General features: G+C 59.9%; 26 protein-coding genes. 12 read left to right on the top strand and 14 right to left on the bottom strand.

Annotated elements, in window-relative coordinates:
* The first annotated feature begins 40 nt into the window (after positions 1-40).
* The 6 genes from BM254_RS05685 to BM254_RS05660 all read left to right on the top strand — a co-directional run bounded on the left by BM254_RS05685 (position 41) and on the right by BM254_RS05660 (position 7,022).
* Positions 41-655 (top strand): DUF2238 domain-containing protein, encoded by a 615-nt coding sequence (locus BM254_RS05685; RefSeq protein WP_092000004.1) that lies wholly within the window; start codon positions 41-43, stop codon positions 653-655.
* Between the two features lie 47 nt (positions 656-702).
* On the top strand, positions 703-2,166 hold the full coding sequence (locus tag BM254_RS05680; protein ID WP_092000002.1) for an SLC13 family permease: 1,464 nt from the start codon (positions 703-705) through the stop codon (positions 2,164-2,166).
* 241 nt (positions 2,167-2,407) lie between these two features.
* A complete protein-coding gene (locus tag BM254_RS05675) occupies positions 2,408-3,208 on the top strand; it encodes a C39 family peptidase (protein WP_091999999.1) in 801 nt (266 codons plus the stop codon).
* Between the two features lie 56 nt (positions 3,209-3,264).
* A complete protein-coding gene (locus tag BM254_RS05670) occupies positions 3,265-4,275 on the top strand; it encodes a flagellar protein FilC (RefSeq protein WP_091999997.1) in 1,011 nt (336 codons plus the stop codon).
* Positions 4,276-4,313: 38 nt separating this feature from the next.
* Positions 4,314-5,939, top strand: coding sequence for an OmpP1/FadL family transporter (locus BM254_RS05665; RefSeq protein WP_091999994.1), 1,626 nt, complete (start codon positions 4,314-4,316; stop codon positions 5,937-5,939).
* Between the two features lie 30 nt (positions 5,940-5,969).
* Positions 5,970-7,022 (top strand): MalM family protein, encoded by a 1,053-nt coding sequence (locus BM254_RS05660; RefSeq protein ID WP_245777375.1) that lies wholly within the window; start codon positions 5,970-5,972, stop codon positions 7,020-7,022.
* 6 nt (positions 7,023-7,028) lie between these two features.
* On the opposite strand, the gene BM254_RS05655 is transcribed toward BM254_RS05660, so the two are convergent.
* Positions 7,029-8,054: a polysaccharide deacetylase family protein gene (locus BM254_RS05655; protein WP_425434477.1), complete on the bottom strand. Its 1,026-nt coding sequence runs from the start codon at positions 8,052-8,054 to the stop codon at positions 7,029-7,031.
* A 24-nt stretch (positions 8,055-8,078) separates the two neighbouring features.
* Entirely contained in the window at positions 8,079-8,735 is a 657-nt protein-coding gene (locus tag BM254_RS05650; protein WP_091999991.1) for a DNA-J related domain-containing protein, read from the bottom strand.
* 154 nt (positions 8,736-8,889) lie between these two features.
* On the opposite strand from BM254_RS05650, the gene ttcA reads away from it, so the two are divergent.
* Complete coding sequence (gene ttcA, locus BM254_RS05645; protein ID WP_092000759.1) at positions 8,890-9,810, top strand: tRNA 2-thiocytidine(32) synthetase TtcA; 921 nt, start codon at positions 8,890-8,892, stop codon at positions 9,808-9,810.
* 19 nt (positions 9,811-9,829) lie between these two features.
* On the opposite strand, the gene BM254_RS05640 is transcribed toward ttcA, so the two are convergent.
* The 9 genes from BM254_RS05640 to ccoN form a co-directional block, all read right to left on the bottom strand.
* Positions 9,830-10,504, bottom strand: coding sequence for a sulfite exporter TauE/SafE family protein (locus BM254_RS05640; RefSeq protein ID WP_091999989.1), 675 nt, complete (start codon positions 10,502-10,504; stop codon positions 9,830-9,832).
* Positions 10,504-10,752: a cbb3-type cytochrome oxidase assembly protein CcoS gene (ccoS, locus tag BM254_RS05635; protein ID WP_091999986.1), complete on the bottom strand. Its 249-nt coding sequence runs from the start codon at positions 10,750-10,752 to the stop codon at positions 10,504-10,506. Before ccoS ends, BM254_RS05640 begins: the two co-directional genes overlap by 1 nt.
* 36 nt (positions 10,753-10,788) lie before the next feature.
* The gene (locus BM254_RS05630) at positions 10,789-13,236 is read right to left on the bottom strand and encodes a heavy metal translocating P-type ATPase (protein WP_091999983.1); all 2,448 of its coding nucleotides are present in this window, start codon (positions 13,234-13,236) and stop codon (positions 10,789-10,791) included.
* The gene (locus BM254_RS05625) at positions 13,233-13,748 is read right to left on the bottom strand and encodes a FixH family protein (RefSeq protein ID WP_091999981.1); all 516 of its coding nucleotides are present in this window, start codon (positions 13,746-13,748) and stop codon (positions 13,233-13,235) included. Before BM254_RS05625 ends, BM254_RS05630 begins: the two co-directional genes overlap by 4 nt.
* A gap of 48 nt (positions 13,749-13,796) precedes the next feature.
* Positions 13,797-15,227: a cytochrome c oxidase accessory protein CcoG gene (gene ccoG / locus BM254_RS05620; RefSeq protein WP_091999979.1), complete on the bottom strand. Its 1,431-nt coding sequence runs from the start codon at positions 15,225-15,227 to the stop codon at positions 13,797-13,799.
* 134 nt (positions 15,228-15,361) lie between these two features.
* On the bottom strand, positions 15,362-16,252 hold the full coding sequence (gene ccoP / locus BM254_RS05615; RefSeq protein WP_091999976.1) for a cytochrome-c oxidase, cbb3-type subunit III: 891 nt from the start codon (positions 16,250-16,252) through the stop codon (positions 15,362-15,364).
* Entirely contained in the window at positions 16,249-16,434 is a 186-nt protein-coding gene (locus BM254_RS05610; protein WP_091999974.1) for a cbb3-type cytochrome oxidase subunit 3, read from the bottom strand. The genes ccoP and BM254_RS05610 overlap by 4 nt, the downstream gene beginning before the upstream one ends.
* 4 nt (positions 16,435-16,438) lie before the next feature.
* Positions 16,439-17,047 carry a cytochrome-c oxidase, cbb3-type subunit II gene (gene ccoO / locus BM254_RS05605; RefSeq protein ID WP_091999971.1) on the bottom strand — a complete coding sequence of 203 codons (609 nt, stop codon included), beginning with the start codon at positions 17,045-17,047 and terminating at the stop codon, positions 16,439-16,441.
* Between the two features lie 15 nt (positions 17,048-17,062).
* Positions 17,063-18,493, bottom strand: coding sequence for a cytochrome-c oxidase, cbb3-type subunit I (ccoN, locus tag BM254_RS05600; protein WP_091999968.1), 1,431 nt, complete (start codon positions 18,491-18,493; stop codon positions 17,063-17,065).
* Between the two features lie 220 nt (positions 18,494-18,713).
* On the opposite strand from ccoN, the gene BM254_RS05595 reads away from it, so the two are divergent.
* The gene (locus BM254_RS05595; protein ID WP_245777374.1) at positions 18,714-19,367 is read left to right on the top strand and encodes an alpha/beta family hydrolase; all 654 of its coding nucleotides are present in this window, start codon (positions 18,714-18,716) and stop codon (positions 19,365-19,367) included.
* On the opposite strand, the gene BM254_RS05590 is transcribed toward BM254_RS05595, so the two are convergent.
* Positions 19,336-21,201 carry a sensor domain-containing diguanylate cyclase gene (locus tag BM254_RS05590; RefSeq protein WP_091999966.1) on the bottom strand — a complete coding sequence of 622 codons (1,866 nt, stop codon included), beginning with the start codon at positions 21,199-21,201 and terminating at the stop codon, positions 19,336-19,338. The genes BM254_RS05595 and BM254_RS05590 overlap by 32 nt on opposite strands.
* A gap of 112 nt (positions 21,202-21,313) precedes the next feature.
* Here BM254_RS05590 and rlmM point away from each other — a divergent pair, with 112 nt between their 5' ends.
* Positions 21,314-22,387 carry a 23S rRNA (cytidine(2498)-2'-O)-methyltransferase RlmM gene (gene rlmM / locus BM254_RS05585; RefSeq protein WP_091999964.1) on the top strand — a complete coding sequence of 358 codons (1,074 nt, stop codon included), beginning with the start codon at positions 21,314-21,316 and terminating at the stop codon, positions 22,385-22,387.
* Between the two features lie 30 nt (positions 22,388-22,417).
* On the opposite strand, the gene BM254_RS05580 is transcribed toward rlmM, so the two are convergent.
* Positions 22,418-22,708 carry an antibiotic biosynthesis monooxygenase family protein gene (locus BM254_RS05580; protein WP_091999962.1) on the bottom strand — a complete coding sequence of 97 codons (291 nt, stop codon included), beginning with the start codon at positions 22,706-22,708 and terminating at the stop codon, positions 22,418-22,420.
* 87 nt (positions 22,709-22,795) lie between these two features.
* Here BM254_RS05580 and tusA point away from each other — a divergent pair, with 87 nt between their 5' ends.
* Positions 22,796-23,035 carry a sulfurtransferase TusA gene (gene tusA / locus BM254_RS05575; protein WP_091999960.1) on the top strand — a complete coding sequence of 80 codons (240 nt, stop codon included), beginning with the start codon at positions 22,796-22,798 and terminating at the stop codon, positions 23,033-23,035.
* 13 nt (positions 23,036-23,048) lie between these two features.
* On the opposite strand, the gene dsbD is transcribed toward tusA, so the two are convergent.
* Positions 23,049-24,962, bottom strand: coding sequence for a protein-disulfide reductase DsbD (dsbD, locus tag BM254_RS05570; RefSeq protein WP_091999957.1), 1,914 nt, complete (start codon positions 24,960-24,962; stop codon positions 23,049-23,051).
* A gap of 128 nt (positions 24,963-25,090) precedes the next feature.
* Here dsbD and BM254_RS05565 point away from each other — a divergent pair, with 128 nt between their 5' ends.
* Positions 25,091-25,681, top strand: coding sequence for an elongation factor P hydroxylase (locus BM254_RS05565; protein ID WP_091999954.1), 591 nt, complete (start codon positions 25,091-25,093; stop codon positions 25,679-25,681).
* The gene (locus BM254_RS05560) at positions 25,678-26,967 is read left to right on the top strand and encodes a DEAD/DEAH box helicase (protein WP_091999953.1); all 1,290 of its coding nucleotides are present in this window, start codon (positions 25,678-25,680) and stop codon (positions 26,965-26,967) included. The genes BM254_RS05565 and BM254_RS05560 overlap by 4 nt, the downstream gene beginning before the upstream one ends.
* The last annotated feature ends 14 nt before the right edge of the window (positions 26,968-26,981 follow it).

Here is a 26,981-nt window from a genome sequence, read left to right as displayed (position 1 = left end):
CGACCATGAACCCGAATATACCGACAAGGGAGTGCAGTTTATGGCGCAGAAACCGTTGGCTGTTCTGGCCTGGGTGGGAATCTTTCTGGCAGTATTCGTCTGGTCGGGAATTGGTCCCAAGGACCGGGCAACCTGGGTCCTGGAAGTGCTGCCTGCGGCCATCGGCTTTGTGCTTGTCGCCTGGTGCTATTTCCGCTTCCCCCTGACTTCACTGGCTTACTGGCTGATCCTGGTGCACGCCGTGATCCTGATGGTGGGGGGGCATTACACATACGCCGAAGTGCCCCTGTTCAATCATCTGGGCGACTGGTTTGGCTGGGAGCGCAACAATTACGACAAACTCGGACACCTTGCCCAGGGATTCATCCCGGCGATGATTGCCCGCGAAGTGGTCCTCAGACTGGATGTTTTTGCCCGGTCGGGCTGGTCTTCGTTCTTTATCGTCTGCTTCTGTCTCGCCCTCAGTGCATTCTATGAGTTGATTGAATGGTGGGTGGCGTTGCTGAGTGATGAGGCGGCAGAGGCCTTCCTGGGTACCCAGGGTTATGTCTGGGATACCCAGTCGGATATGGCCTGGGCCCTGTCTGGCGCCATTCTGGCGCTGGTGCTGCTTGGTCGTGTCCATGACCGGCAGCTTGCCCGTGTGGCCTCCTGAACCCGATTGAAACTGATCTGTATTGTAGCTGACGGAAACCTGTTGTTATGTCTGAATCCCGAAACGGCGCGAACCAGTCTACGGGGCTGCCAAAAAGTCAGTTGATTGGGCTGGTACTCGGTGCCCTGTTTCTGTTGATCACGGTGGTTGTTCCTGCCCCCGAAACCATGGGGGAGGAAGCCTGGGCCGCCCTTGGCCTGATGCTGTTGATGGCCACCTGGTGGAGTACCGAGGCCATCCCGATTCCCGCCACGGCGATGCTGCCCATCGTTCTGGTACCGGCACTGGGCTTGGGGTCCGTTTCGGCGGCCACATCCCCCTATGCCCATCCGATCATTTTCCTGTTTCTCGGTGGCTTCACCCTCGGCCTGGCCATGCAGCGCTGGAACCTGCATCGTCGCATTGCCCTGCTGACCCTGAAAACGGTGGGCAGCAAGCCGAAGCGCCAGATCGCCGGGTTCATGCTCGCCACCGCGTTTCTGAGCATGTGGGTGAGTAACACAGCCACCGCAATCATGATGCTGCCCATTGGCCTGTCCGTAATTGCCATGGCCGACAATTCCAACCCGGAAGGTGTTCGTCGCTATGCCACGGCGCTGTTACTGGCCATTGCCTACTCCGCCAGTATCGGTGGCATCGGAACCCTGATCGGAACACCGCCCAATGCATTGCTGGCAGCTTACCTGAGCGAAAACCAGGGTATCTCGGTGGGGTTTGCCCAATGGATGCTGCTGGGTGTTCCGGTGACGGTCGTCATGCTGGTACTGGCCTGGTGGTGGCTGACCCGGCGCGATTTTGGACTGGCACACCAGGGCGACAGCGGTGATCTCATCCGTGACGAGCTGGCAGCACTGGGGCCCTTGGGAAAAGGCGAGAAACTGGTCGGGGTGGTGTTCCTGATCACCGCTGCCGCCTGGATATTCCGGCCCCTGCTGTCCGACGGGCTGATGCCCTGGCTCAGCGACACCGGTATCGCGATCGCAGCGGCCATCGCCATGTTCCTGATTCCGGTAGACACCCGGGAGCGTCAGTTCCTGATGGACTGGGATACCGCCAAGGGCATTCCCTGGGGAGTCCTGCTGTTGTTCGGTGGTGGCCTGGCAATGGCGGGTGTTATCAGCAGTTCGGGGCTCGCGGAGTGGATTGCCGGCTCCCTGGGCGCCGCAGGAGTGCTGCCGACGCTCCTGCTGATTGCCATTGTGGCAGGGGTGATCATCTTTTTGACCGAGGTGACAAGCAACACCGCCACAGCTGCGGCGTTCCTGCCGCTGCTGGGGGCACTGGCCATGTCCCAGGGTGTGTCACCGCTGTTGCTCACCGTGCCGGCCGCCATTGCCGCCAGTTGCGCCTTCATGATGCCGGTGGCAACGCCGCCCAATGCCATCGTGTTTTCCAGTGGCGACATGAAAATCGGTGACATGATCAGGGCCGGTTTCGCCCTCAACCTGATGGGCATCGTGGTGGTGACGGTGCTGTGTTATGCCCTCCTGGGGGTGGTCTTTACCCTCTGACAATCCGGGGGATTCAATCCCCCTGAATCTTGCTGAGCGCCCCCTGGAAGGCTCAACGGTCTTCGGGGCGTTGCTGTTCCTGCCATGAACCAGGTCTCAAAACGTTACTTCAGGGAAGCTTCTGCACAGACAGATTTGAGGCACAGTTATCTTTAAGGGTCCCGGTATTTCGGTATCTTACCGTAACAACATGTAACCCGATGAATGCTGCGGGTCATAAAAAACAGGGACTTCATCTGACATGCTGCTGGTGCTCGCCGGATCCATTCTTACATTCACCATGGTGCAGGAAGCAACCTTGGTCGAGCCGTTCGAGAAAGGCTCCATTGTGATCGAGCAGGACGTGGATGCAAGTCCGGTGAAGCTGCGCTCGGATTTCCGGGTGGAGCCCCTGGTCGAGCAGAAGTACCGCAACATCGTCCGGCAGGCCTACGACTACAGCTGCGGCAGTGCGGCCCTGACCACCGTGCTCAATTTCTACCTTGGCCGCACCCTGTCGGAACGCCAGGTGATGGAGGGGCTGCTGCATTACGGAGAAAGCGAACGGATCGTTCAGCGCCGCGCCTTCTCCATGCTGGACATGAAACGGCTGGTGACGGCGCTGGGTTATCCCTCCGGCGGCTTCCGGGCGACCATCGAGGACCTCATCGATCTGGATCATCCGGCGATCGTTCCCATTCATCACGCCGGCTTCAAGCACTTCGTAGTGCTGCGCACCATCCGGGATGGCCGGGTCTACCTGGCGGATCCCTCCGTGGGCAATATCTCTTTCACCCTCGCCCAGTTCGAGGAAAAGTGGGATGACAACGTGCTGTTCATTGTCTTTCCCGGCAGCGACAAACCCCTCGATAACCTCGAGCTGAAAGAGGAAGACCTGCGCTTTGTAGATGACCAGACAATGACCCTGCTGGCCCTGGAAAGGATTCCGGTGTTCCACGAGGCCACGGAGAGACGCATCAACAACTTGCTCGAACGCCAGAAAAACAATCCGGACGGTAGTGTCGAAAACACCCGAAAACAATTGCATTACCGCCGTAACTAATTCTCCGGGCGCAAGACCCGGCACAGAATCACTACAAATAAAATAAGGGAGTCAGGATGAATCGTTGGTTTGTGCGAGGTTTTATCCTTGTTTCCGCCACAGCGCTGTTTCCAGGCACAGTGCTGGCACAGGAGGGAAGCGTGGACCAGGCGCGGGAAGCGCTGGCCAGGCAGGAGGGCGACGAAGATGCCTCCAAACAGCTGGAAGAAGTGTTTCAGGCTGCCGAGAAGAACTACTCTCTGCAGAAAAAGGGCACCCACTCGCTGAACTACTCGTTCGATTATTCCTATACGGCGGATCAGCGTCTGGATCTGGCCATCACCAATGGTTCGGTGCGCAACCTGGATGTGGTGCCATCAGCCACCCACAACTTCACCAATGCCTTTTCCTACGATTATGGTCTGCTGGATAACCTGACCGTCGGCACCCGTATTCCCCTGGTGGTCAAGTACGATACCGAGGATGAGCTCAGCATCTACGATTTCGGCGACGTTTCCTTCACCGGCCGCTGGCAGCCGTTTGCCTATGTGCCCGGCAAGATGTCCACCACCTTTTTCGGCACGCTGACCACCAAGACCGGTGTCAGCCCCTACGAAATCGACATCAAGGAACAGCTGTCCACGGGCAGCGGTTACTACTCTGCAGGCGGCGGTGTCAGTCTCTCCAAGGTGCTGGATCCGGTTGTGGTTTTCGGTTCCGTCAGTGCCACCTACAACCTGCCCGCCGAGGACCTGAACCAGGTCCGGGGCGCCCGTTTGCTGGTTGAGGTCGAGCCCGGATTCGGTCTGTCCGGTTCGGCGGGCTTTGCCTATTCGCTTTCCTATGACATATCCCTGAGCATCTCTACCCAGCTGAGTTACAGCGACGAAACCATCCTGACCTTTTCCAACGGCGAGCAGGCCGTGGCCCAGGACCAGATGACCGGTTTCCTGAGCATGTCGCTTGGTACCCGGGTCAGTGATACCACCATCGTGAACACCAGCCTGGGCATCGGCCTGACCGAGGATGCGCCGGACTTCTCTCTCGGGGTATCCCTGCCCATCAACTTCTCTGGCCTCAAAGAGTGAGCGTTGCGGTCCACGAATCACGGGAAGGGAAGGAATTCATGGGACATAACAGCCACAAACGGCAGATTCTCGGGGCTCTGATCGCCACGACCGTCTCGTTTGGTGCCCAGGCCCAGCTGGCTCAGAACCTGACCATTCATCCCAAGGCCCTGGCGCTGGGCAATGCGGTCACGGCCGATCCACCGGGGGTGATGGCCATCCACTACAATCCGGCGGGTCTTACCAGGCTGGACGGTCGTCAGCTCGAAGTGAACCTGATGAGCGTCTATCTGGACATCGATGCGGATTTCACGGCCCCGGAAGGCTATGAGATCTTCGGTATCGATGGCCTGGAAACCGACCCGTTGACCGGCAAGCAGCGTGATCCGGTCGCCAACACCCACAGCCACACCAACAACGTTGCCCTGTACCTGCCCGGTTACGGGATTCTCAGGGCACCTCCCGGGCCGGCGGTTGCGCCCTCGGCCGGGATCAGTGTCAACCCGCCGGGGTCGAAGCTGACCTTTGCCAACGCTTTCTACCTGCCCCTGGCCGCCGGTTTCTATCGCGACAAGGACGATCCCGGCCGCTATCAACCCCAGGCCACGGCCCTACAGCGGACCACCTATCTGTCGCCGACGGTCGGCTACGAGATCAATGACGAATGGGCGGTAGGCGCCGGGATTCACCTGTCCCACATGGGCATCGCCGCTGACCAGTACATGCGCGCGCCGAACATGCTGCTCGGGGTTGCCGAAATCCTTCAGGACGCCTTCAACTGCGAGAGCGGGGACGAGCCCCTCCAGCCCTGGCTGGCCCTGTGTGGCGGTAATGTCGGCCCGTGGGATGACATTGGCGCCCTGAATATCAATGTCCAGGAAACCCTGTCGCCCACCTATGCCCTGGGGGTTATGTGGGAGCCTACGGACTGGTTTCGGTGGGGGGCGAGTTACACCTCCGAAGCCGACATGAACATGAAGGGCACCTTCGAGATCGAGTATACCGACGACTGGTCAGGGTTCTGGCAGAGCGTCAACGGCTCGGTGCTCGGGGCGATCACCTCGGCGATTCTCAGCCTGCCTTCCGGGGCGCCCCGGGAAGCCGGTAATGTCAGCATGGACCTGGTCTATCCCCAGCACTTCCAGACCGGCATCAGCGTTGATGTCCACCCGAAACTGACCCTCAATGCCGACATCGGCTGGACCGATTACGCCCAGTGGGACGCCTTTGTGTTCCGGTTCGATCGTAATCTTGAATTCCTCAATGCGGCCCGGATTCTCTCGCCGGACAACGCGACACCGAATACCCTGCGTCTGCCCCTGGGCTTCAAGAGCCAGTGGAACTGGGCCTTCGGGGCCGAGCTGCACGTGTCATCGCGGCTGGACCTGCGCGCCGGCGTGGAGATCCGGGATTCGGTGATTCCCGACGACCAGCGCCAGGTCATGGCGCCGTTCGGCGGTGCCAATCTGTACAGCGTGGGTATGGGCTACCAGTGGGACAAGGACACGGAGATCGACATGAACCTCAGTTACCTGCACTCCATCGAAACCATCCCCGCGGATACCAGCTGTAACGTCAACTGCGATAACATAACCAATATTATCTACAACCCATACGCCGGCCTGGACATCAAGACCTCGCTGCGGGTTGTGATGGCCGGTCTCAGTTTCCGGACGAAATTCTGACCGCTGTGCGGACATCGAAAGGTAACCTCCGTGACCCGTAAAGCCTGCCGCCAGATCCCGATGGTTGTCGCTCTCGCTGCCGTGCTGGTTGGGTGCCAGCTCGGCGGTTCACCGACCAGCGAGCGGGAGGGTTACTTTACCTGGGTGGATGAGCAGGGACGGGTGCGTTATTCGCCGATTCCGGAAAAAACATCCGACGGGGCCAGGGATAGCGAAGCCGGGTCAGCGGCAATGCCCGTGGATTCTTCCGGCCAGGAGCCGGCCACTCCCACTCCTCCCGCGCTCCAGCCGGAAGAGGAATACACGCTGGAGAACTACCCCGACGCCGAGCAACTGGCCCGGGATGGTTATGTCCGGCCCGGCGAGCCGAGGCCATACTTCACCTGGCGGGATGCCGAAGGCAACATCCGGGTGAGCTACTACACGCCGGATACCCGCACCGATGTCCAGAAAGGGCGGGTGCAGCCGCCCGTTGAAATCACCTCCGCCTCCATCCACCAGCCCGGTGCCGCTCCGGTACCCGAGGCACCCGTGGAGGGTTACGATCCGGATGCCATGGCCATTCTGGGCGTGGACGAGGAAGCCAGTTTTTTCAGCCAGTTTGCCAAGAGCTGTTGTCAGAGCCTCAGCACGCGGGAACGCCAGTCCTGGATCAGTGGCCGCGAATTCGAAGTGGATATCGGTGACGCGTCGGAGCACCATGATTTCGCCACCGGAACCAGCCCCTTCGCCCTTGTTGCCTTGCCCGATGCCCGGCAGCACCCTGATTTTGTCTTCAGGCTGCGTTCTTTTGCCCGTGATGGATTGTTTGTGCCGTCACTGGCGTTCCTGGATGAGGAGCTGCGACCTGTCCGGGTGGTGACCGACATGGCGATGGAATTCGAACCCGAGAGCTGGCATTCCCGAGCCTATCTGCAGGCCTGGATACCGGCTTTCCCGGCCCGCGGTGAGCGCTGGATGGTGATCTTCACCCGGGCCGAAGACCGCGATAGCCAGACGGTGCTGGAAACCGGGCAGGGCCCGCAATCCATTCCCCACGTCACTACCGGCGAACTTGGACTCGAACTTGTTGCCGAGGACTAGGGTCCCTCAATCCTCCGGCTGGCTCAGGTCCAGCCAGGGCTGGGACAGCCAATAGAAACGGCCATCGCCGGCAGGATGGGTGCAGTTGTAGCGGAAGCGGCGGCTGTTGAAGGCGTCCGGCGCCTGGACTCTGACCATTCCATCCCCAACAGGCTCGATCTCGATCCTTCCCATGCCTGAGGCGAAACAGGTGAGCCGGTCGGCGGACAGCGTTTCCGGCAAAACAAACTCGAGCATCGGCGGATTGCTGGAGATGACGCCATCCGGGAGATCGGCAGTCTCGACGGGAAAAGCACGGCTGAGCAACTTGTTCTTCAGGCTACCGAGCTGGCCGTAGGCGTTGGCCATGGGAAACCGGGGTAGCCGGGTCGGGGCCGAATGCTCGCCAATGGGCCCGGAATGCTGGCTGTAGCCATACCAGCCCCGGTCCGAAATATAACTTTCCAGAGCGGAATCGTATTCCCCGTACGGGTAGGCAAACATCGGGTTGTCGATCCCCAGACGTTGCTCCAGTTCCTGTTGGGCGCCATCCAGGCTGTGTTCAATCCGCCGGTGCCACTGATCTTCGGGTTCATCGGGCTTCCGGGCAAGATGCCCATGGTCGGTACTGTGGTTGGCGAGGGTCACACCCTCGCGACTTGCCAGTTCCTCCAGCTGGTCCCAGGTCATGTAGCCGGTGCGGCCGACGGCGTCGGTATTGACGAAAACCGTATAGGGATAACCCCGTTCCGCCAGCATTGGTGCCGCGGAGGTATAGACCGATTCATAGGCATCATCGAAGGTCAGGGCGACCGAATTCCGGGTCGCACCTTCCTCCAGGGCCTGTCGTGTGCCCTCTAGCAGCGGCACCACCTCCAGTTCAAGATCCCCTAGCATGTCGAGCTGGGCTTCGAACAGGGATTCGGAAGTACTGGTGGAGGGCGGTGTGGCATCGCTGACGTGGTGATACTGGAGTACTACCAGGTCTGCCCTGACAGCTGTGCTGAGGGTGGCCAACGTGAGAAAGGCAAAAACAAGTTTTCTTGGCATCATGGGTTCCCCTGGTCTGGCAGTAAGTCAGGCCGAAAGCCGGAAATGGATCTTGAGCATGGAAAAGGCATGGTTCAGTTCCTGCACCGATGCGGTATCGCCCCCGCGATCGGGATGCACGGCCATAATGCAGCGTCGGAATCGGTGCTTGACGGTGCCAAAGTCGCCGGGCAAAGCGTCGAAGCCGAGTACCTGTGCCGCCCGGAGCAGCTCGGACGGCTCCGGAGAACGCGTCGGGCGCCCTGACCAGAAGTCATCCATCATTCTGCGGATGCGGTCTCCGGACATCCGGTACTGGTCCAGATCAAGATAGAAGCGGCGCAGCTCGTCTTCCTGATCCGGCAGGCCGGTGCCGGAAACGACGGTCTGTGGGTTCAGCCGGATCTCCAGCGGCGAGATTTCCAGGCTCTCACCGGCCTCGGCCAGTTGGTCCCGGAGTCGGTAAAGCACGTGGAACAGCAGAAAATGAACCGGATAGAGTTCTTCCGGGTCACGGAAGCTGACCTCGCCGATCAGTTCCCAGGGGGGAACCTGGAGTGCGCGGATCAGCGCCAGTTCACTGGTGCCCCGGGGCGACTTTCGCAGTTCGTGCTCCACTGCCACGAGCAGGTGCTGGATCTGCTGATCAAGCAGACGGCAGGTCCCTTCGGTGTTCTTGTGATCGGTCAGGGCGGTATTTGTCATGTTGGGTATGGTAGGGGAGAGCGTGGTTTCAGGGAAGGTCTCCGGTGGCCGCCTTGCATTGCAGGGTTGCAGTATCTCCTTATCCGGTATCCTGTCCCTGATACCCGGTGATGCGTATAATCGCACCCTCATTGACCTTACGAACGTGGTTGTTATGTCCGAAGCTATGATCGCCAATGCCGCTGACCAGTCGCCCGCTTCCGAGCAGGATCGGCGCCAGAAACTGGAGCTGAACAAACTGCAGAAACGTTTGCGCCGTGAAATGGGGCAGGCGATTGCTGATTTCTCGATGATTGAAGCCGGTGACAAGGTCATGTGTTGCCTGTCCGGTGGCAAAGATTCCTATGCCATGCTGGATATCCTGCTCAACCTGCAGAAAAGTGCACCGGTCTCCTTCGAGCTGATTGCAGTCAACCTGGATCAGAAACAGCCCGGTTTTCCTGAGGAAGTACTGCCGGAGTATCTCGCTTCACTGGGAATCGAATACCACATCATCGAGAAGGACACCTACAGTATCGTCAAGGAAAAGGTGCCTGAGGGTAAGACCACCTGCGGCCTGTGTTCGCGCCTGCGTCGGGGTATCCTCTACAACTTTGCCGAAGAGCACGGGGTTACCAAGATTGCCCTGGGTCATCACCGGGACGACCTGCTGGAGACCCTGTTCCTGAACATGTTCTACGGCGGCAAACTCAAGTCCATGCCGCCGGTACTGCACAGTGATGATGGCCGGAATACCGTGATCCGCCCGCTGGCCTACGCCCGCGAAAAGGATATTGCCCGTTATGCGGCGCTGCGGAAGTTCCCCATCATTCCCTGCAACCTGTGTGGCTCCCAGGAGAACCTGCAGCGCCAGGTAATAAAGGACATGTTCCAGACCTGGGACAAGCAGCACCCGGGCCGGCTGGAAACCATGTTCCGGGCCCTGTGCAATGTCGAGCCGTCCCATCTGGCCGATCCCAACCTGTATGACTTCAAGGAAGGCAAACGCCTTGGCGGCAAGCGCCAGGCGGTGGTTCAGTCCGCGGGGCCGGATACCAGTCCGGATTTCGGTCGCCTGGATGTGTTGAACATCTAGCCAGGCACCGGGGCGGCCATCAGAACAGCGGCAACGTCCAGATTCCGAACAGGATGAGCAAGGCACCACTGGCTTTCCGGACCGCCTGGTGCTTTTGCAACCCGCGAACCCAGTTGGCGGCATAGCCGGTCGCCAGCATGGAAGGCAGGGTGCCGAGACCGAAGAAGAACATGGTCAGAGCGGCCGAAGGAACCGTAGGCTGCAGCGCAGCCCATCCCAGGGTGCTGTAGACCAGACCGCAGGGCAACCAGCCCCAGAGTGCGCCCAGTGCCAGTGCCTGTGCGGGATGGTGGATGGGCATCAGGCGGCGGGTCAGCGGCGAGAGTTTCTGCCAGACCGGGGCTCCGATTTTTTCCACGTAGCGGATTCCCTGCCACCACTGTCCCATGGACAGGCCCATGAAAATCAACAGCAATCCTGCAATGGTTCGCAGCACCATTCCGGCCAGGGTCCACTGGCTGGCGGCCCCGGTACTGAGTGCCGCAATCAATGTGGCAATCAGCGTGTAGCTGCCGATTCTGCCGAAATTGAAGGCCAGCAGCATCAGCGACTGGCGAAGGCGGAATCCCCGACCGACCGGCAGGGCCATGGACAGGGACGCGCTGATCCCGCCACACATACCCAGGCAGTGGGTGCTGCCGAGCAGACCGATGAGAAAGGCGCTGGGATAACTCAGGTAAAGGTCTGCTGCCATCAGCTCTTCGGCCCGGCGCTGTCCCGGTCTTCCTCCCCGGTGCTCTGGTCCGGTTTCTCTTCTTCCTGTTCAGGTTTGTCGGTTCTGGCTTCCCGGGGAATCATGTCCTTGTCATCATCATAGAGAATGCGATGGGCCGGGCCTTCCACGTCGTCGTACTGGCCGTTCTTGACTGCCCAGGCAAACAGGGCAATCCCCACGGCAACCAGAATAAGCATCAATGGTACGAGGACCATTACAATCTGCACGGCACTTACCTCGTTATGAGTGTGACTTTCACGTTATCAGGACAGTGCCTGAGTACCAACCGGTGTTGGTTCGGCCGGGGGCCGGGTGGTGCTGGCACTGAGTCTGAGCGCGTTGAGCACCACGATCAAGGAGCTGGCAGACATGCCGATGGCTGCAAGCCAGGGTGGCACCAGGCCAGCCGCCGCCAGGGGCAGCGCGCACAGGTTGTAGGCCAGAGCCCAGATCATGTTCTGGCGAATGACACGGCGGGTCTGCCTGCTGGTATTGAGCGCTTCCACCAACTGCTTGAGCTGGCCATTCAGCAGAACCGCATCGGCTTTCAGCTGGGTCAGGTCCGCGGCACTGCCCATGGCCACCGAGAGGCCAGCGCCTGCCATGGAGGGCAGGTCGTTCAGGCCGTCGCCGACCATCATCACTTTGCGCCCTTCACTGGTGAGTTGCTCAAGTACTTCGAGTTTCTGTTCCGGCGATGCCTGCCCGATAGCTTCTGTGATACCCAGCATCTCGGCAACGCGGGCCACGTGGCCACTCCTGTCACCACTGAGCAGAATGGTGCGGATACCCTGTTCCTGAAGGGTCCTGATCGTTTCGGCGGCATCATCCCTGGGCTGGTCGTCGAGCCGGAAACAGGCCAGCCATTCGGCTTCAGACGCCAGCCAGATCTCCATGCCGGTGTGCTGACCCCGCTCGGGCACAGGTGCATCGGTGTGTTCCGCCACAAAATCCAGGTGACCGATGGCGTAGCTTTGATCTCCCAGCTGTCCGGTCAGGCCGCCGCCTACGTGGTTCCGGACCTGCTCCATGGCTGCAGCGGGGCGGTCGTGGAAGACGCGGGCAATCGGGTGTTCGGAGAACTTCTCCAGGCCCGCGGCCAGGCGCAGGCAGGTATCGCCATCAAGGCTGCCAACACTTTGCTGGCCCACCAGGCTCAGCTCGCCCCGGGTGAGTGTCCCGGTCTTGTCGAAGACGACCGTATCAATGGTATTCATGGACTCCAGGGTGTGGCCCCGGGTGGGCAGGAATCCCAGTTTCCGCAGGCGCATGGTGGCGGCGGTGATGGCGGTTGGGGTAGCCAGCGACAGGGCGCACGGACAGGTCACCACCAGCACCGAGAGTGTGATATCGAAAGCGTTGTCTGCTCCGGCCAGCCACCAGCCGATCCAGACCAGCGGTGCCAGGATCAGCACGCGCCCGACAAACTTGCCGGCGATCCGGTCCGCCATGCGAGCTACCGGTGGTTTCTCCGACTGGACCCGGTCAAGGACCCTGAGGATGCCGGAGAGCCGGGTCTGGGCGCCGGATTTTTCCACCAGTACATCCAGGGGGTTCTCGCCATTGATACTGCCGGCGTGCACAGTGTCACCCGGCCCCCGTGATTCCGGCAGGTATTCGCCTGTCAACGCCGCCTCGTTCAGGGTGGATTCGCCCCGGACAATGCAGCCATCCACTGGCAGGGTTTCGCCGGGCCGTACCCGAACCACATCGCCGGGGCCGATGTCGTGGGCAGGGACTATCTCGGTTTCATCTCCGTTGACCCGTGCCGAAACAGTCGGCTGGAACCCGGCCAGGGCGTTGCCGGTGAGGCCGGCCCGGTAGCGGGCCTGGACTTCCACGTAGCGCCCGAGGAGCAGGAAGAAGGTGAACATGCATACCGATTCGAAATAGACCTCATCGCCCCCGAATACCGTCACCCAGGCGCTGGCCGCGTAGGCAAGGCCGATGGCGATGGCGACGGGAACATCCATGGTGAGGTGCCGGCTCCGGATATCGCGACGGGCATTGCGGAAAAACGGCCGGGCACTGTAGAGCACCACCGGGGTGGCAACGAGCAGGCTGAACCACCGGAAAAAGGAAACAAATTCCGGCGAAAGATCATTGACCAGCTCAAAATACAGGGGAAAGGCCAACATCATGCTCTGGAAGGAGCCGATACCGGCGACCGCCAGCCGGATGAGCATGGAGCGGTGCTCGGCCTTGAGCTGCTGCTCGACCTCATCGGCCTGGTAGGGGCGAGCGGTGTAACCGAGCTGGTGGATCGCGATCAGCAGGTCGCTCAGTCTGGCCTGGTCCGGCGACCAGACTAGTCGTGCTCTCTGGGTCGTGTGGTTGACCGAGAAACTCTGTACCCCCGGCTGCTTTTTCATGTGGTTTTCAAGCAGCCAGATGCATGCGGCGCAGGTAATCCCGCCAATCAGAAGATTTGCTTCCTGACCACTTTTGACGGGCGAGACAAAGGATTGCTGGACCAGCGGATGGTCCAGCTCGCGCAGACGGGTGAGCTCGGAGGCAGACAGTTCCCGGGGTGTTACTGCCGGCTCTGTCCGGAAGTCGTAAAAACCGGTGAGACCCTCGTTGTGAATGGTCTCACAAACCGCTTTACAGCCCTGACAGCAAAAATGCCTTGTGGTGCCTTCAAGCTCCAGCGTGATCGGCGGGTTCCCCTCGGCGGGTTCACCGCAATGGAAACAATCCAGGGCACTCACCCCTTGACGGGTTTTTCCGCCCGAATGGTCAGGCCATCTTCGGTGGGCAACCAGGCTTCCCCTTTCAGGCGCCAGGTGTTATCCGGTCCCTGAAGATCGTAATACCAGCGGCCTTCGATGTCCTGGAGCATGGTACCGGAATAGTAGCCGCCACCTTCGTTACGGAACTGGATGGTGCGGTCCCGTTCGGCCAGAGTCGGGTGGAACAGCTTCAGGATCACGTAGGGAAATTGCGCCGGACCCTCTTCGGTATTGAGCTTCAGCGTAACCTCGCGGCTGTCAAAGCTCATTTCACCAACCATGCCCATGTCATAGGCATGCTGGTCACGGGCAATGGCCAGGTTGATGCCGCGCCCTTCCTTGGAGTAGTCATCCGTCACCATGGTGTCTTTCATGTTGCTGGCAACAACAATCATGACGGTACACCAGATAATGGCCGCCAGCGGAAAAATGGTCAGGAACCAGAACCAGGGCTGGCGATACCAGGGTGCGACCGGAGCGTGTTCACTCATAATGCTTCATCTCTTTTCTAGCCGGTGTGTCGGGGCCAATGGTACAAATCAGCGCGTTGGACCGACAAACCGGCTTTCAGTTTCAAGTTTCAGTGACGAATCTGTTTCGGAAACCGCCTGGAACCGGATCTCGTTATTGGATTCCGAGATGGATTCCGGTGGAACGTCCACGACGGTTGGTACCGAGCGGTTCTCGCCACTTTCAACGGTTATCCTGGTGTCGGTCAGGATCTGGATGCCCTCAAGGCCGCTCACAGAGATGGAGAACACCTGGGGCACTTCGGTCATATTGGCAATCTTCAGGGTATAGGAGTTCTCAACCCGGCCCTGCCCGTTGAAGCTATATAGCGCGCCACGGTCGCGCAGGGCGTCCATCTGGGCCGGCACCCGCGTCGCAATGGTGAAGATAATCGCTGAAATCATCAGCGCCAGCATGATGCCATAGCCAAAGGTACGGGGACGAAGCAGTTTGGATGTCTTGCCCTCCAGTTCGTTCTCCGTGGTGTAGCGGATCAGACCCTTGGGATAATTCATTTTCTCCATGACTTCGTCACAGGCATCGATACACAGGGCGCAGCCAATGCATTCGTACTGCAGACCATCCCGGATATCGATGCCGGTGGGGCAGACCTGGACACACTGACCACAGTCAATACAATCCCCAAGGCCGAGCTCGTTCGGGTCAACGCCCTTCTTGCGGCTGCCCCGGGGCTCACCACGGTTCGGATCGTAGGAGACCACCCGGGTGTTCGGATCGAACATGACCGACTGGAAGCGGGCATACGGGCACATGTAGAGGCATACCTGCTCACGCATCCAGCCGGCGTTCAGGTAGGTGGCGACGGTGAAGAAGGCCACCCAGAAATAGGCCCAGCCGTTGGCCTGCAGGGTAAACAGATCGCCGATCAGCTCCCGGATGGGGTAGAAATACCCGACGAAGGTGAGGCCGGTGGCCAGGGCGATCAGCAGCCAGATCGTATGCTTGGCGGATTTCTTGGCTATCTTTTCGCCGGAATTGGGTGCCTTGTCGAGCTTCATCCGCTTGTTTCGGCTGCCCTCGATCCGCTCTTCAACCCACATGAAGATGAAGGTCCACACGGTTTGCGGGCAGGTATAGCCGCACCAGACCCGTCCGAACAGGGTGGTGATGAAGAACAGGCCATAGGCGCAGATGATCAGCATACCCGACAGGAGGATGAAATCCTTGGGGTAGAAGGTCATGCCATAGAGGTGGAATTCCCGCGCCGGGAGGTCGAAATGGATCAGCGGCTGTCCGTCGATGGTGATCCAGACGAACAGGAAATACATGCCCATCAGAAGGGTCAGACTCACATTCCGGATACGCTGGAAGAAGCCTTTCACTTCCTTGACATAGATCTTCTTTCGGCTCGCGTAGAGCTCGACGGTCTCTGGCTTTTTATTTTTGTTGGAGGAATCAGACGAAGGGTCAACCTGTTTGACCGGAATCTCACTGCTCATCGTAACCTCCCGATGAAATGGAAAAGCGGGGAGCGGGCCTCGGAGGGTCTGCTGATCTTCTCAAGCCTGTGCCCGCGGGGGCAGACACAGGGTTGAAAAGACCGGACCAGGGCAGGGCCCTGGCCGGATCATTCTCAGTTGGACAGGCTGTACACGTAAGCCGCCAGGATCTGGATCTGGTCTTCGGAGAGCAGACGATCCTGCGCTGGCATCTGGTTCTGGCGACCGTTCATCACGGTTTCCTTGATCCACTCGTAAGTGGAGCCATAGAGCCAGGTGTTGTCAGTGAGGTTCGGTGCACCCATTGCCTGCATGCCTTTGCCGTCAGGGCCGTGGCACGCCACACATGCCTGGGCGAAGACCTGCTCGCCGGCCTTGGCTGCTTCGGCGTCCTTTTCACGACCGCTGAAGCTCAGCACGTAGTTTACCACCTGATCCACCTGCTCGTTGGTCATGCTGGGCATGGTGCCCTTGGCAGGCATGTTACCCATACGGCCATTGTGCAGGGTTTCCAGGATGGCGTCAGGTGTACCGCCCCACAGCCAGTCGTCATCGGTCAGGTTGGGGAAGCCAACCTGCCCCCGGGCCGCAGAGCCGTGACAGACCGCGCAGTTGTTGGCGAACAGACGCTGACCGATCTTCAGGGCGTCTTCATTGGTTGCCAGTTCAGGCACCGGCGTGTCGCCGTACTGGGCATAGATTTCGCCGTACTTCTCTTCTGCGGCGGCCACTTCGGCCTCCCACTGATTGGTGGAAGTCCAGCCCAGCAGGCCCTTGTAGTTGCCCAGGCCCGGATACAGAGCCAGGTAGCCCAGGGCAAACACGCAGGTCGCCATGAACAGATAGAACCACCACTTCGGCAGCGGGTTATCGTATTCCTCAATGCCATCAAAGGAATGGCCCATGGTCCGGTCTGTTTCGACATCAGTCGTCTGGCCCTTGCGGGTGGCCCAAAGAAGCCAGGCACAGCCAAAAACAGTACCGAGCACGATCACACTGATCCAGATGCTCCAGAAGGTACTCATTGTTTCTTCTCCGTCTTTTCCTGTTCGAGAGTACGCTTGTCCACGTCTTCATCATCGAACGGCAGATGCGCCGCTTCGTCATTGGCCTTCTTGCGGTGGGCGCTGTACGCCCACCAGACGATGCCGAGAAAGACCGCCATTACCAGAAGGGTGTGAATACCGCGTAGCTCATTGATATCCATGGGATCACCGTTTATCTGAAATCACAGTACCCAGCTGTTGCAGGTACGCGACCAGCGCTTCAATCTCGAATTTGCCCTGGATTTCCGCTGAAGCATTTGCGATCTGCTCATCGGTATAGGGCACACCCAGGGTTTGCAGGGTTTCCATACGGGCTTCGATGGATTCGTGATCGACACGGTCCTCGAACAGCCAGGGGAACGCCGGCATGTTGGACTCGGGCACAACGCTGCGCGGGTTATACAGATGCTGGCGCTGCCAGGCATCGGAATAACGGCCGCCTACACGGGCCAGGTCCGGACCAGTACGCTTGGAGCCCCACAGGAACGGGCGGTCATACACGAACTCACCCGCGACGGAGTAGTGGCCATAGCGCTCGGTTTCCGCCCGGAACGGACGGATCTGCTGGGTATGGCACACGTGGCAGCCTTCACGGATGTAGATGTCCCGGCCTTCCAGCTCCAGAGCGGACAGGGGCTCAAGGCCCTCGACCGGCTCATTGGTCTGCTTCAGGAAGAACAGGGGCACTACTTCCACCAGGAAACCGCCACTGATGGTCAGGATGATCAGGATGATCATCAGACCAATATTCTTTTCGATAATTTCGTGTTTCATCTGATCTCTCTCCCGTTACGCCGCCTGAGCCGCTGCGTTATCAGCTGCAACCGCTTCTTTCTGACGAACGGTCATGTAGACGTTGTAAGCCATGATCAGCATGCCGCTGAGGAAGATGACACCACCCAGGAAACGGACGAAGTAACCCGGGTAGGAGGCTTCCAGGGCTTCCACGAAGCTGTAGGTCAGAGTGCCGTCTTCGTTGACTGCGCGCCACATCAGGCCCTGCATGATGCCGTTGACCCACATGGCAACGATGTAGAGTACGGTACCGACGGTGGCCAGCCAGAAGTGCACGTTGATCAGAGCCGTGCTGTACATGGCCTGCAGACCCCAGAGCTTGGGAATCAGGTGATAGACCGCACCGATACTGATCATGGCAACCCAGCCCAGAGCACCGGAGTGAACGTGGCCGATGGTCCAGTCAGTGTTGTGGGAGAGTGCGTTGACCGTCTTGATGGACATCATCGGGCCTTCGAAGGTAGACATACCGTAGAAGGACAGGGAAACCACGAGGAAGCGCAGGATCGGGTCGGTACGCAGTTTGTGCCAGGCACCGGACAGGGTCATCATGCCGTTGATCATGCCGCCCCAGGACGGAGCCAGGAGGATCAGGGACATAACCATGCCTGCAGTCTGGGCCCAGTCAGGCAGGGCGGAGTAGTGCAGGTGGTGACCACCAGCCCATACGTAGGTCGCGATCAGCGCCCAGAAGTGGACGATGGACAGGCGATAGGAGTAGACCGGGCGGTTGGCCTGCTTGGGAACAAAGTAGTACATCATGCCCAGGAAGCCGGCGGTCAGGAAGAAGCCTACGGCGTTGTGGCCGTACCACCACTGCATCATGGCGTCGGTCACGCCGGCGTATGCAGAGTAGGATTTGAAGGCGGTGGCCGGCAGGGCCATGTTGTTACCGATGTGCAGGGCCGCAACGGTGATGATGAAGGCACCGTAGAACCAGTTGGCCACGTAGATGTGCGGCGTGCTGCGCTTGGTAATTGTACCGAAGAACACGAGAGCGTAAGTCACCCAGATAACCGCGATGGCGATGTCGATCGGCCACTCGAGCTCAGCGTACTCTTTCGTTGATGTGAGGCCCATTGGCAGGGTAATCGCTGCTGCCACAATAACTGCCTGCCAGCCCCAGAACGTGAACGCCGCCAGGCCGTCCGAGATCAGTCGGGCCTGACACGTGCGCTGGACCACGTAGTAGGAGGTGGCGAACAAGGCACTTCCACCAAAGCCGAAGATGACGGCGTTGGTATGCAGCGGCCGGAGCCGGCCGAAGTGGGTAAAGGGCAGGTCGAGGTTGAGGGATGGCCAGACGAGCTGCGCTGCGATCAGCACACCCATAGCCATTCCTACAATACCCCATACCACTGTCATGATGGCGAATTGTCTCACCACCTTGTAGTTGTATGTCAGGTTTGCATTTACTGTGCTCATAGCCTTACCAATGGGTTTAGGATGGGGAATTATGCGGGCGCAAGTATGGAGAAACCATTAGCTGTTTGCAATGACTCAGGTCAACTCCTGATATCCGTCAAATTCACCGAAATCAGCGACATGGCGAGCATGTGAATCATTCGCGAAGAGGGAAGTGCGCCCCGGGTAATTGCTGCTTGCTCTGGGTATGATAGCCCCTGATTTGACAGAGGTGAATTCAGTGGAATTGATTAAGAGCAATTACTACGAAAATCAGCCGAAAGTCGTACTGATTCTGGCCCATGGTGCCGGCGCACCGGCTGACTCTCCATTCATGGAAGAACTGGCCGCAGCGCTCGATGCCGAAGAAGTCGCGTCGGTGCGGTTCGAGTTCCCCTATATGCAGAAGCGCCGGCAGGATGGGAAGAAACGACCACCGGATCGGCAGCCACGACTTCTCGAGAGTTTTCGGGATGTGCTTGTCCGGATCCGGGCGGAGGTGGGCGAAGCGTGCCCGGTTCTCATCGGTGGCAAATCCATGGGCGGACGAATGGCCAGCCTCCTGGCAGCGGAAGAGACCGGTATCGACGGGGTCGTGTGTTTCGGTTATCCGTTTCATCCTCCGGGCAAACCGGACAACTGGCGCGTCGACCATTTCCCCCGGATTGACTGCCCAATATTGGTGATACAGGGCACCCGGGATCCGTTTGGCAAACCCGATGAGGTAAATGAGCGTAGAAGGGAGCTCGGCGCCTGCCAGCTGGTGTGGCTGGAGGGCGGGAACCACGACTTCCAGCCGCTGGCCCGTCAGGCTGAAACCCGACAGGACCTGATCAAAGAGGCCGCCCGTCAGGTCCGCGCTTTTATTGAGTCGCGGGTGCGCCCCAATCACTGAATTCCGGCTCTGCGATCTCTACCCGGTCACGCCCGGAGGCCTTGGCCTGATACAGCGCATCGTCGGCGCGTTGGAACAGAGCGCACTGGTCCTCAGGGGTGGCCAGCTGCGCGACGCCGGCGCTCAGGGTCATGTTCAGGGTTCGGCCGTCCGGAGTGTCCAGCGGCGTGTTCCTCAGATCATCCAGTATCGCCTGGCATACCTTGCGAGCGCCCTCTATGTCGGCGCCGGGTAACAGTACGGCAAACTCCTCGCCGCCAAAACGGATGGCGATATCCCTTGGCCGCTTCACATGACGCGAGAGGATGTCGGCAATCAGCTGCAGGCAGGTGTCCCCGAAACCATGGCCCCAGGTGTCGTTTACGGCCTTGAACCGGTCGGCATCGATCAGGGCAAGGGTCAGGGGTTGGCCGGTTCGTCGGGCCTCGGCACAGAGCTCCGGGAGGATGTTATCCAGATGCCGGCGGTTATACAGGCCGGTCAGCGGATCGTTCAGGCTCAGGGCCGCGAGTTTCCGGTTGGCTTTCTCCAGTTCCCGCATGGCGTTGCGCAGTTGAGAGGTGCGTTCGTGCACCTTGAATTCCAGCTGGGTGCGGGCCTTGTGCTCCACCTCCAGAAGTTTCTGGTTCAGCAGGCGCCAGCGCTGGACCATGGCGTAGTTGAGCAGAATGACCTGGCCGCCGATGGTTACCTGCATCAGGGACTCCCGGGCCAGGAAATCGGCAAGATGGCCGAAAGCCGCGAGCGCATAGATAAGGGCGCCGGCCAGCATCACCATCCAGGACAGCAGGTACCAGATGGCGGGTTGATAGCCCTGGCGCCAGCGGATACCCGCCGAGATCAGCAGGCTGGCGATGACGCTCAGCGCCAGAACCGTGTTCAGGATGATCGTCTTGTTGTAGGGCAGGATGAAAGTGAGGGCCAGAAAGACGATACAGAACCAGGCCTGGGCCTTGAGAGTGGTGTTGGCCAGCGTATCCGGCCTGACCTCCAGGAATGACCGGCCGAACAGGGTCATCGCCAGGGCGCAGAGCCCCAGGGCCAGAGGAATGGAGGTGTTGGCGAAACCCGCGCTCTCGGGCCAGAAATACTGGTTGGCAAAACCGCCCATGGCGAACAGGAACAGGCCCATCGCGCCCATATAAAAGGCGTTGTAGAAGTAGTAGACGGTTCTGGAACTGAAGAATAGCAGCAGATTGAAGGCGGCAAAGATCGCCAGCGCCCCATAGAAGAGGCCGTGGGTCAGGGTCAGGTCATTGCTGGTGGCGATCACCTCGGCCGGGGTTTCCAGGGACAGGGGTACGTTGAGTGCGCCACTGCTGCGGATGCGGATCGTGACCTGGAGCGGCTCCTGGGCCCCGAGGGTGACGGGCAGCAGGAAATACCGATAATCTATGCCCCTGGACGCAAACGGGTATTGGTCGCCGGTTGCCAGTTTCCGGCTGGTGCCATTGCCGGTGGAAGTCCAGAATGTGACCTCATCCAGCAGGGGATAATCCAGCTTGAGGTACCAGAGCCCGCGGGTTGAACCGCTATTGTTCAGTTGCAGCTTCAGCCAGTAGACGGATTGGGTATGGCTGAACACCAGGTCATGGCCGTCAGCCGGTGTCCACGCCAGTGATTCCGGCAGTTCCTGCGGTGATGTGGCCCGGTGGGCGGCGTCGTCCGGCTCGGCGCTGTGGTAGCAGACATAGTCCATCAGGTGGTGCCGGGCACTGTCATCTGCGACGTCCAGTACGGGGCACTGACCCGCAGCTCCGGGCTGATCGGCCCAGGCCAGGGCAGACAGGCAGCAGATCATGGCCGCAGACATCAGCCGGGTCAGGAGTGGCATTCAGGGTTTCCAGCAAGAAAGTGAGCTGGAAGTGTAGCCAACGTACACAAGTTTCACTGTTAAACAGTTTCAAATTTGCGGGTTTCGGTCCGGAATCCGCCACAGGGGCAACATGGAACAGATTCTTGCATTCTGTAGGCCCGGCTTCGAGGCAGAGGCCGGACGTGAACTCACCGATTTCGCGATGGAATCCGGCTTGTACGGTTTTTTTGAACCGGCCAGGGGCGAGGGCATTGTCTGGTTCTCCCTGCCCGGACCGGAGCCGGCGGAAGAGTTGTTGGCCAGGGTCAGTCTGGAGAATCTGGTGTTTGTCCGGGACTGGCTGGTGGTCCTTGGCCGGCTGGAGCTGCCGGCGGAAGACCGGGTTGGAGCGGTGATTTCAGGCCTTCGGCAGCTTGAGGGAGGCATGCCGGAGTGCGCACGGGTGGAAATCCGTTTACCGGAGAACAACGTCGACAAAGACCTGGGCAACTTCGCCCGCAAATGGGTGGCGCCACTGTCCAAGGGGCTGCGCGGCGCGGGACTGCTGCAGGCTGTGGAGGCAGACACCCTCGCCCGGTTGGAGATCTTTCTGCCGGATTTCAGCCAGGCGGTGGTCGGGTATAGCCTGCGGGATAACCGGGCCCGGTTCGTCGGCGGCATTCCGCGGCTTCGGCTGCCGGCATCTGCTCCGAGTCGCTCGGCGCTGAAGCTGGAAGAGGCCTGGAAGGTGTTCCTGCCCCCTGAACAGGAGCTGGATTACCTGGGGGGTGGAAAGAAAGCCGCTGACCTTGGTGCCGCGCCCGGTGGCTGGACCTGGCAACTGGTGCGACAGGGCATGCTGGTGACCGCGGTCGACAACGGCCCCATGGATCCGGACCTGATGGCTTCCGGTCAGGTTGAGCATGTGCGTGCTGACGGATACAGCTGGCGGCCGAAGCGCGGAATCGACTGGATGGTCTGCGATATCGTGGATCAGCCAAGAAAGACAGCGCGTCTGGCGGTGGATTGGGTCGGCTCCGGGTTATGCCGGTTCACCGTGTTCAACCTGAAATTGCCCATGAAGAAGCGCTACGAGGAGTGGCTGATCTGCCGGGAGATCATCGAGCAGGGATTGGAGCAGGCAGGCGTCGGCTTCCGACTGCGTGCCCGCCACCTGTATCATGATAGAGAAGAGATCACCTGTTTTATCGAGCGCACTGGCTGATCTGAAGCAACCAGAAGCGATCAGACGAAATCAGATCGCGTTCTGCTGCAGCACCGTGATGGCCTCTTCCTTGTCCATCATCGGGATGAGCTCTGCCATCAGGTCCCGGCGCTCCTGGGAGTGGTACCAGCGGTCCCAGTCGGCTTCGGACCGCCAGTTGGCAAGCGTGATCCGATGATTGGGGTCGTGGCTGTCGACCAGGGTCTCGCCGGAGATGAAACCCGGCGCCGCCACTGCCTGCTGCAACACCAGTCGGGCCCGTTGCTCATAGGCGTCTTCCAGGGACTCGGCGATGTGGCGTTCGATCAAAACCCGTATCATGGTTTTCCTCCGTATATTTTTACCTGCTATAAACAGGAATTTAGCACGTATTCCTGAAAAATCAGCTTAACCAGAAGGAGTGATCGTTTGACGGCCAGCGAATTTGACGCGGAACTTGATGCCCGGGGCCTGTTCTGTCCGGAGCCGGTGATGATGCTCCACAATCGCATCCATGATGTAGAGCCAGGCGGTGTGTTGCGGGTGGTGGCGACCGATCCGTCCACCACCCGGGATATTCCCCGTTTCTGCCAGTTCCTCGGCCACGAACTACTCAGCCAGGAGGAACAGAAGGGGGAATTTGTCTATCTGATCCGTCGTGGCGGGTGATATCAGGCCATCATCAGGTACGGACCGGTAACCCGCCGAGGTGGGTCAGGAACTCCCGCTTGTCCATCTCGCCGAGGATTCGCCGGTCCCGGAGTTCCTCACCGTTGCCCTGGTAGAACAGGATTGCCGGTGGACCGAACAGGCCGAGTTCGTCCAGCAGGGCCTGCTGCTCGGGCGTGTTCCGGGTCATGTCGATCTGCAGCAGCGTATAGGATGACAGGGCCTGGCCAACCTGGGCATCACTGAAGACATTGCGCTCCATGACTTTGCAGGAAATACACCAGTCCGCGTAGAAATCGAGCATGACCGGTTGATTCCGGTCCCGGGCGGCCTGCAGCAGCCTGCGGATCTCCGCCGGCTCCTCGACCCTCTGGAACTCGGCATGGCTGCCGGCAGCCTCACCGGCAGGCGCGGACGACGCCACGGTGAAAGGGGCGAGGGGTTTAAGCGGATCACTGGCGCCACCGACGGCGCCGGCAAGCAGTGCCAGGCCGTAGGAAAACATCACCAGCCCCAGCCCCTTGCGGGTCCGCTGCCAGCCGGCCTTGGCAGCATCAAAGGCACCAAGCTGAACCCCCGTGATGGCGACCAGCAGGCCCCAGAGAGTCAGTGCCAGCCAGGCCGGAACCAGCCGCTCTACCAGCCAGATAGCCACCGCCAGCAGCATGACCCCGTAGAAGTGTTTGACTGCAGTCATCCAGTGACCGGTAGTGGGCAACAGCTTGCGCCCGCCCACCGCAACCAGGATCAGCGGGACACCCATGCCCAGACCGAGCGCGAACAGGGCGATACCACCGGTGACCGCATTCTGGGTGGTGGAAATGTACAGCAGGCTACCCGCCAATGGGGCCGAGACACAGGGCGAAACGATCAGCGCCGACAGGGCGCCAATGCCGAAAATACCCGCGACCCTGGAGCCCGTCAGCTTGTGACTGGCATTGTTGAGGGGATCCCGGATGAAGCGCGGGAGCTGGATCTCGAACAGGTCAAACATGGAAAGGGCAAACACCACGAACAACGTGGCAAAAATGCCCAGGACCCAGGGGGACTGCAGCTGGGCCTGAAGGTTGAAGCTCGCCCCCAGCAATCCGGTCAGCACGCCGGCAGCGGCATAGGTCAGTGCCATACCCAGTACATAGCTCCCCGACAGCGTCAGGGCGTGGCCGGTGGTACGGGTGTTATGGCCGGATACCAGGGTCGAAATGATCGGCACCATGGGCAGGACACAGGGGGTAAAGGTCAGGCCCAGGCCCAGCAGGAAGAACAGGCCGGCAATGACCAGCACAGACTGCTCCGAGAGGAATCCCGCAAGGCCCGTGGCGGAACTGGTATCGACGGAACCGGCAGGCCCGCCGGAGGTCGCAGATCCGGACGTACCAGCGGTTGAACCGGATGAAGCAGTCGTGGCTGAGCCGGCATCATCCCCGTCCCCGCCGGGGTAATACAGCACCTCCCGGGTCTGGGGCGGGTAGCATAGCCCGGCTTCGGCACAGCCCTGGTAGGTGACCTCGAGTGTTGCCTCGCGAACCCCTTCGGGCAGGGTGACCGGCACGCGTGCTTCCACGGGCTCATAGAAAACAGTGACTTCCCCAAAGAATTCGTCGGTGGTGGTTTCGCCCTGCAAAGAGAATGACGGATTCCCCACCGTGACGCCGTCGGTGACTGAACTGACAGCAACGCGGTTCTGGTAAAGATAGTGGCCGGGGGTGATATTCCAGTCCAGGGTGACCGCGCCCTGGTCTGTGGTGTAGTTGAACGGCAGCGCCTCGTCTACCGGAAGGAAGTCATTGCCGCCGCCGAACAGGCTGGAACCGGAACTGCCAAGGGCATGGGCCGGGGAGGCGAACAGGGCCAGGCAGGTGGCCAGGATAAAAACGATGGTGAAGACTGTCGGGTGAATGCGGTCGGCAAAGCTCGGGTCTGTCATCTGGTGTGCAAGTTCCCGGTTGTAGGTGTATGGATGATTCCTGCTCCGACGGCAGTGGACACAGGCTTGCTGGTAAAGTTCCCGGTGGTCTGGTATTGGATGCGTTAAAGTCGCACAATAGCCATCCAATGAATCACAGTCCAAACGATCTTATCATGCTGTTCAATGACCTGTTCCGGGAGCCATTCCGGACGATTCTGGTCAAGGGCGGCTCAGAACCCGAGTACCTGCCCGCTGACGGACCGTCCGGTCTGGCCCGGGTCGTGTTCGCGCACGGTTATTATGCCAGTGCATTACATGAAATAAGTCATTGGTGTATTGCCGGTGAGCATCGCCGCACACTTCACGACTACGGCTACTGGTACTGTCCGGATGGTCGCACTCCGGAGCAACAGCGGGCCTTTGAGCAGGTTGAGGTCAAACCCCAGGCCCAGGAATGGCTGTTTTCAGTGGCTGCCGGTACACGCTTTCACATCAGCGTGGACAACCTCTCCGGCGACGGTGCCTGCGACGAACAGCAGTTCCGTGCCAATGTCCTGGCACAGGCCGAGCGTTACCTGGCCGAGGGGTTACCGCCCCGGGGGCAGCAATTTTTTGATTCACTGAAGAGTTTTTACGGAACCACCCCGGACTTCGACAGCGCCTGGCAACAGGACGTGCAACGCCTGGTTCCACCCAATTCGCTTTCAGACAGAGTAAGGAATACAGAGACTGTATGACATCTGACCCAAAACACACCGGCGATCTTAAGTTCAGTGATCTGAACCTCGACAAACGCCTGCTGGACGCCATTTCCGCCATCGGATTCGAGTACTGCACACCGATCCAGGCAGAAACACTGCCATGGACGCTGGCCTGTGAAGACCTGATTGGCCAGGCCCAGACCGGCACCGGCAAGACCGCGGCCTTCCTGATCACCGCCATCCAGACCCTGCTGGAAACACCGATTCCCGAAAAGGACCGCTTCGCCTCCGAGCCCCGCGTACTGGCGCTGGCGCCGACCCGGGAGCTGGCAATGCAGATTGCAAAGGATGCCGAGCAGTTGTGCCAGTACACCGGGCACAATGTTGTCACCGTCGTTGGCGGCATGAACTACGATAAGCAGCGGGACCAGCTCCAGAACGAAATCGTGGATATCCTGGTAGCCACCCCCGGCCGGTTGATCGACTTCCTGGGTTCCCAGGACGTCTTCCTGGACCAGATTGACATCCTGATCCTGGATGAAGCCGACCGGATGCTGGACATGGGCTTCATCCCCGATGTGAAACGCATCATTCGCAAGTGCACTCCCAAGGACGACCGCCAGACCCTGCTGTTCAGTGCCACATTCAACCAGGACGTACTCAACCTGGCATCCATGTGGACCAGCAACGCCGAGTTTGTGGAAATCGAGCCTGAGCAGAAAACCGCCGAAAGGGTCGAACAGACCGTCTACCTGCTGGGTGAGGATGAAAAGCTGCAGGTCCTGGTCAATTACCTGAAACGCCCGGAAGTGGAAAAGGCCATCGTCTTCGCCAACCGCCGGGACCAGTGCCGGGATCTCGAGGAAGATCTGAAGAACCAGGGGGTCAAGGTCTCCCTGATGTCCGGTGAGATCGCCCAGAACAAACGCCTGCGCACCCTCGACCAGTTCAAGAAAGGCAATATCCAGGTGCTGGTCGCCACCGACGTGGCCGGGCGGGGAATCCACGTTAACGGCGTTACCCACGTGTTCAACTACAACCTGCCGGACAACGCGGAAGATTACGTGCACCGCATTGGCCGGACCGGGCGCGCGGGTAGCAAAGGCGTATCCATCAGCCTGGCCGGCGAGGACGACTCGTTCACCCTCCCGGCGATCGAAACCTATATTAACCAGAAGCTGAAAACCGAAGTTCCTGACGATACCCTGAGAGCACCACTGGAACAGCCGGCGATCACCCGCAAGCGCGGTGGCCGGCGCAGCAGTGGCGGCGGACGTCCCCAGGGCGGTCGCGGCGGCTCCCAGCGCCAGCGCAGGAACTGAAGGACGTAGACGAC

Source organism: Marinobacter pelagius (assembly GCF_900114925.1).
In the GTDB taxonomy this organism is placed as follows: Bacteria; Pseudomonadota; Gammaproteobacteria; order Pseudomonadales; family Oleiphilaceae; genus Marinobacter; species Marinobacter pelagius.
This window is presented reverse-complemented; position numbering and strand designations above follow the sequence as displayed.

Coding starts and splice junctions, on each gene's coding strand:
- BM254_RS05685 (WP_092000004.1), top strand. CDS start 41: ATGGCGCAGAAACCGTTGGCTGTTCTGGCCTGGGTGGGAATCTTTCTG.
- BM254_RS05680 (WP_092000002.1), top strand. CDS start 703: ATGTCTGAATCCCGAAACGGCGCGAACCAGTCTACGGGGCTGCCAAAA.
- BM254_RS05675 (WP_091999999.1), top strand. CDS start 2,408: ATGCTGCTGGTGCTCGCCGGATCCATTCTTACATTCACCATGGTGCAG.
- BM254_RS05670 (WP_091999997.1), top strand. CDS start 3,265: ATGAATCGTTGGTTTGTGCGAGGTTTTATCCTTGTTTCCGCCACAGCG.
- BM254_RS05665 (WP_091999994.1), top strand. CDS start 4,314: ATGGGACATAACAGCCACAAACGGCAGATTCTCGGGGCTCTGATCGCC.
- BM254_RS05655 (WP_425434477.1), bottom strand. CDS start 8,054: ATGATGCCAAGAAAACTTGTTTTTGCCTTTCTCACGTTGGCCACCCTC.
- BM254_RS05650 (WP_091999991.1), bottom strand. CDS start 8,735: ATGACAAATACCGCCCTGACCGATCACAAGAACACCGAAGGGACCTGC.
- ttcA (WP_092000759.1), top strand. CDS start 8,890: ATGTCCGAAGCTATGATCGCCAATGCCGCTGACCAGTCGCCCGCTTCC.
- BM254_RS05640 (WP_091999989.1), bottom strand. CDS start 10,504: ATGGCAGCAGACCTTTACCTGAGTTATCCCAGCGCCTTTCTCATCGGT.
- BM254_RS05625 (WP_091999981.1), bottom strand. CDS start 13,748: ATGAGTGAACACGCTCCGGTCGCACCCTGGTATCGCCAGCCCTGGTTC.
- ccoG (WP_091999979.1), bottom strand. CDS start 15,227: ATGAGCAGTGAGATTCCGGTCAAACAGGTTGACCCTTCGTCTGATTCC.
- ccoP (WP_091999976.1), bottom strand. CDS start 16,252: ATGAGTACCTTCTGGAGCATCTGGATCAGTGTGATCGTGCTCGGTACT.
- BM254_RS05610 (WP_091999974.1), bottom strand. CDS start 16,434: ATGGATATCAATGAGCTACGCGGTATTCACACCCTTCTGGTAATGGCG.
- ccoO (WP_091999971.1), bottom strand. CDS start 17,047: ATGAAACACGAAATTATCGAAAAGAATATTGGTCTGATGATCATCCTG.
- ccoN (WP_091999968.1), bottom strand. CDS start 18,493: ATGAGCACAGTAAATGCAAACCTGACATACAACTACAAGGTGGTGAGA.
- BM254_RS05590 (WP_091999966.1), bottom strand. CDS start 21,201: ATGCCACTCCTGACCCGGCTGATGTCTGCGGCCATGATCTGCTGCCTG.
- rlmM (WP_091999964.1), top strand. CDS start 21,314: ATGGAACAGATTCTTGCATTCTGTAGGCCCGGCTTCGAGGCAGAGGCC.
- BM254_RS05580 (WP_091999962.1), bottom strand. CDS start 22,708: ATGATACGGGTTTTGATCGAACGCCACATCGCCGAGTCCCTGGAAGAC.
- dsbD (WP_091999957.1), bottom strand. CDS start 24,962: ATGACAGACCCGAGCTTTGCCGACCGCATTCACCCGACAGTCTTCACC.
- BM254_RS05565 (WP_091999954.1), top strand. CDS start 25,091: ATGAATCACAGTCCAAACGATCTTATCATGCTGTTCAATGACCTGTTC.
- BM254_RS05560 (WP_091999953.1), top strand. CDS start 25,678: ATGACATCTGACCCAAAACACACCGGCGATCTTAAGTTCAGTGATCTG.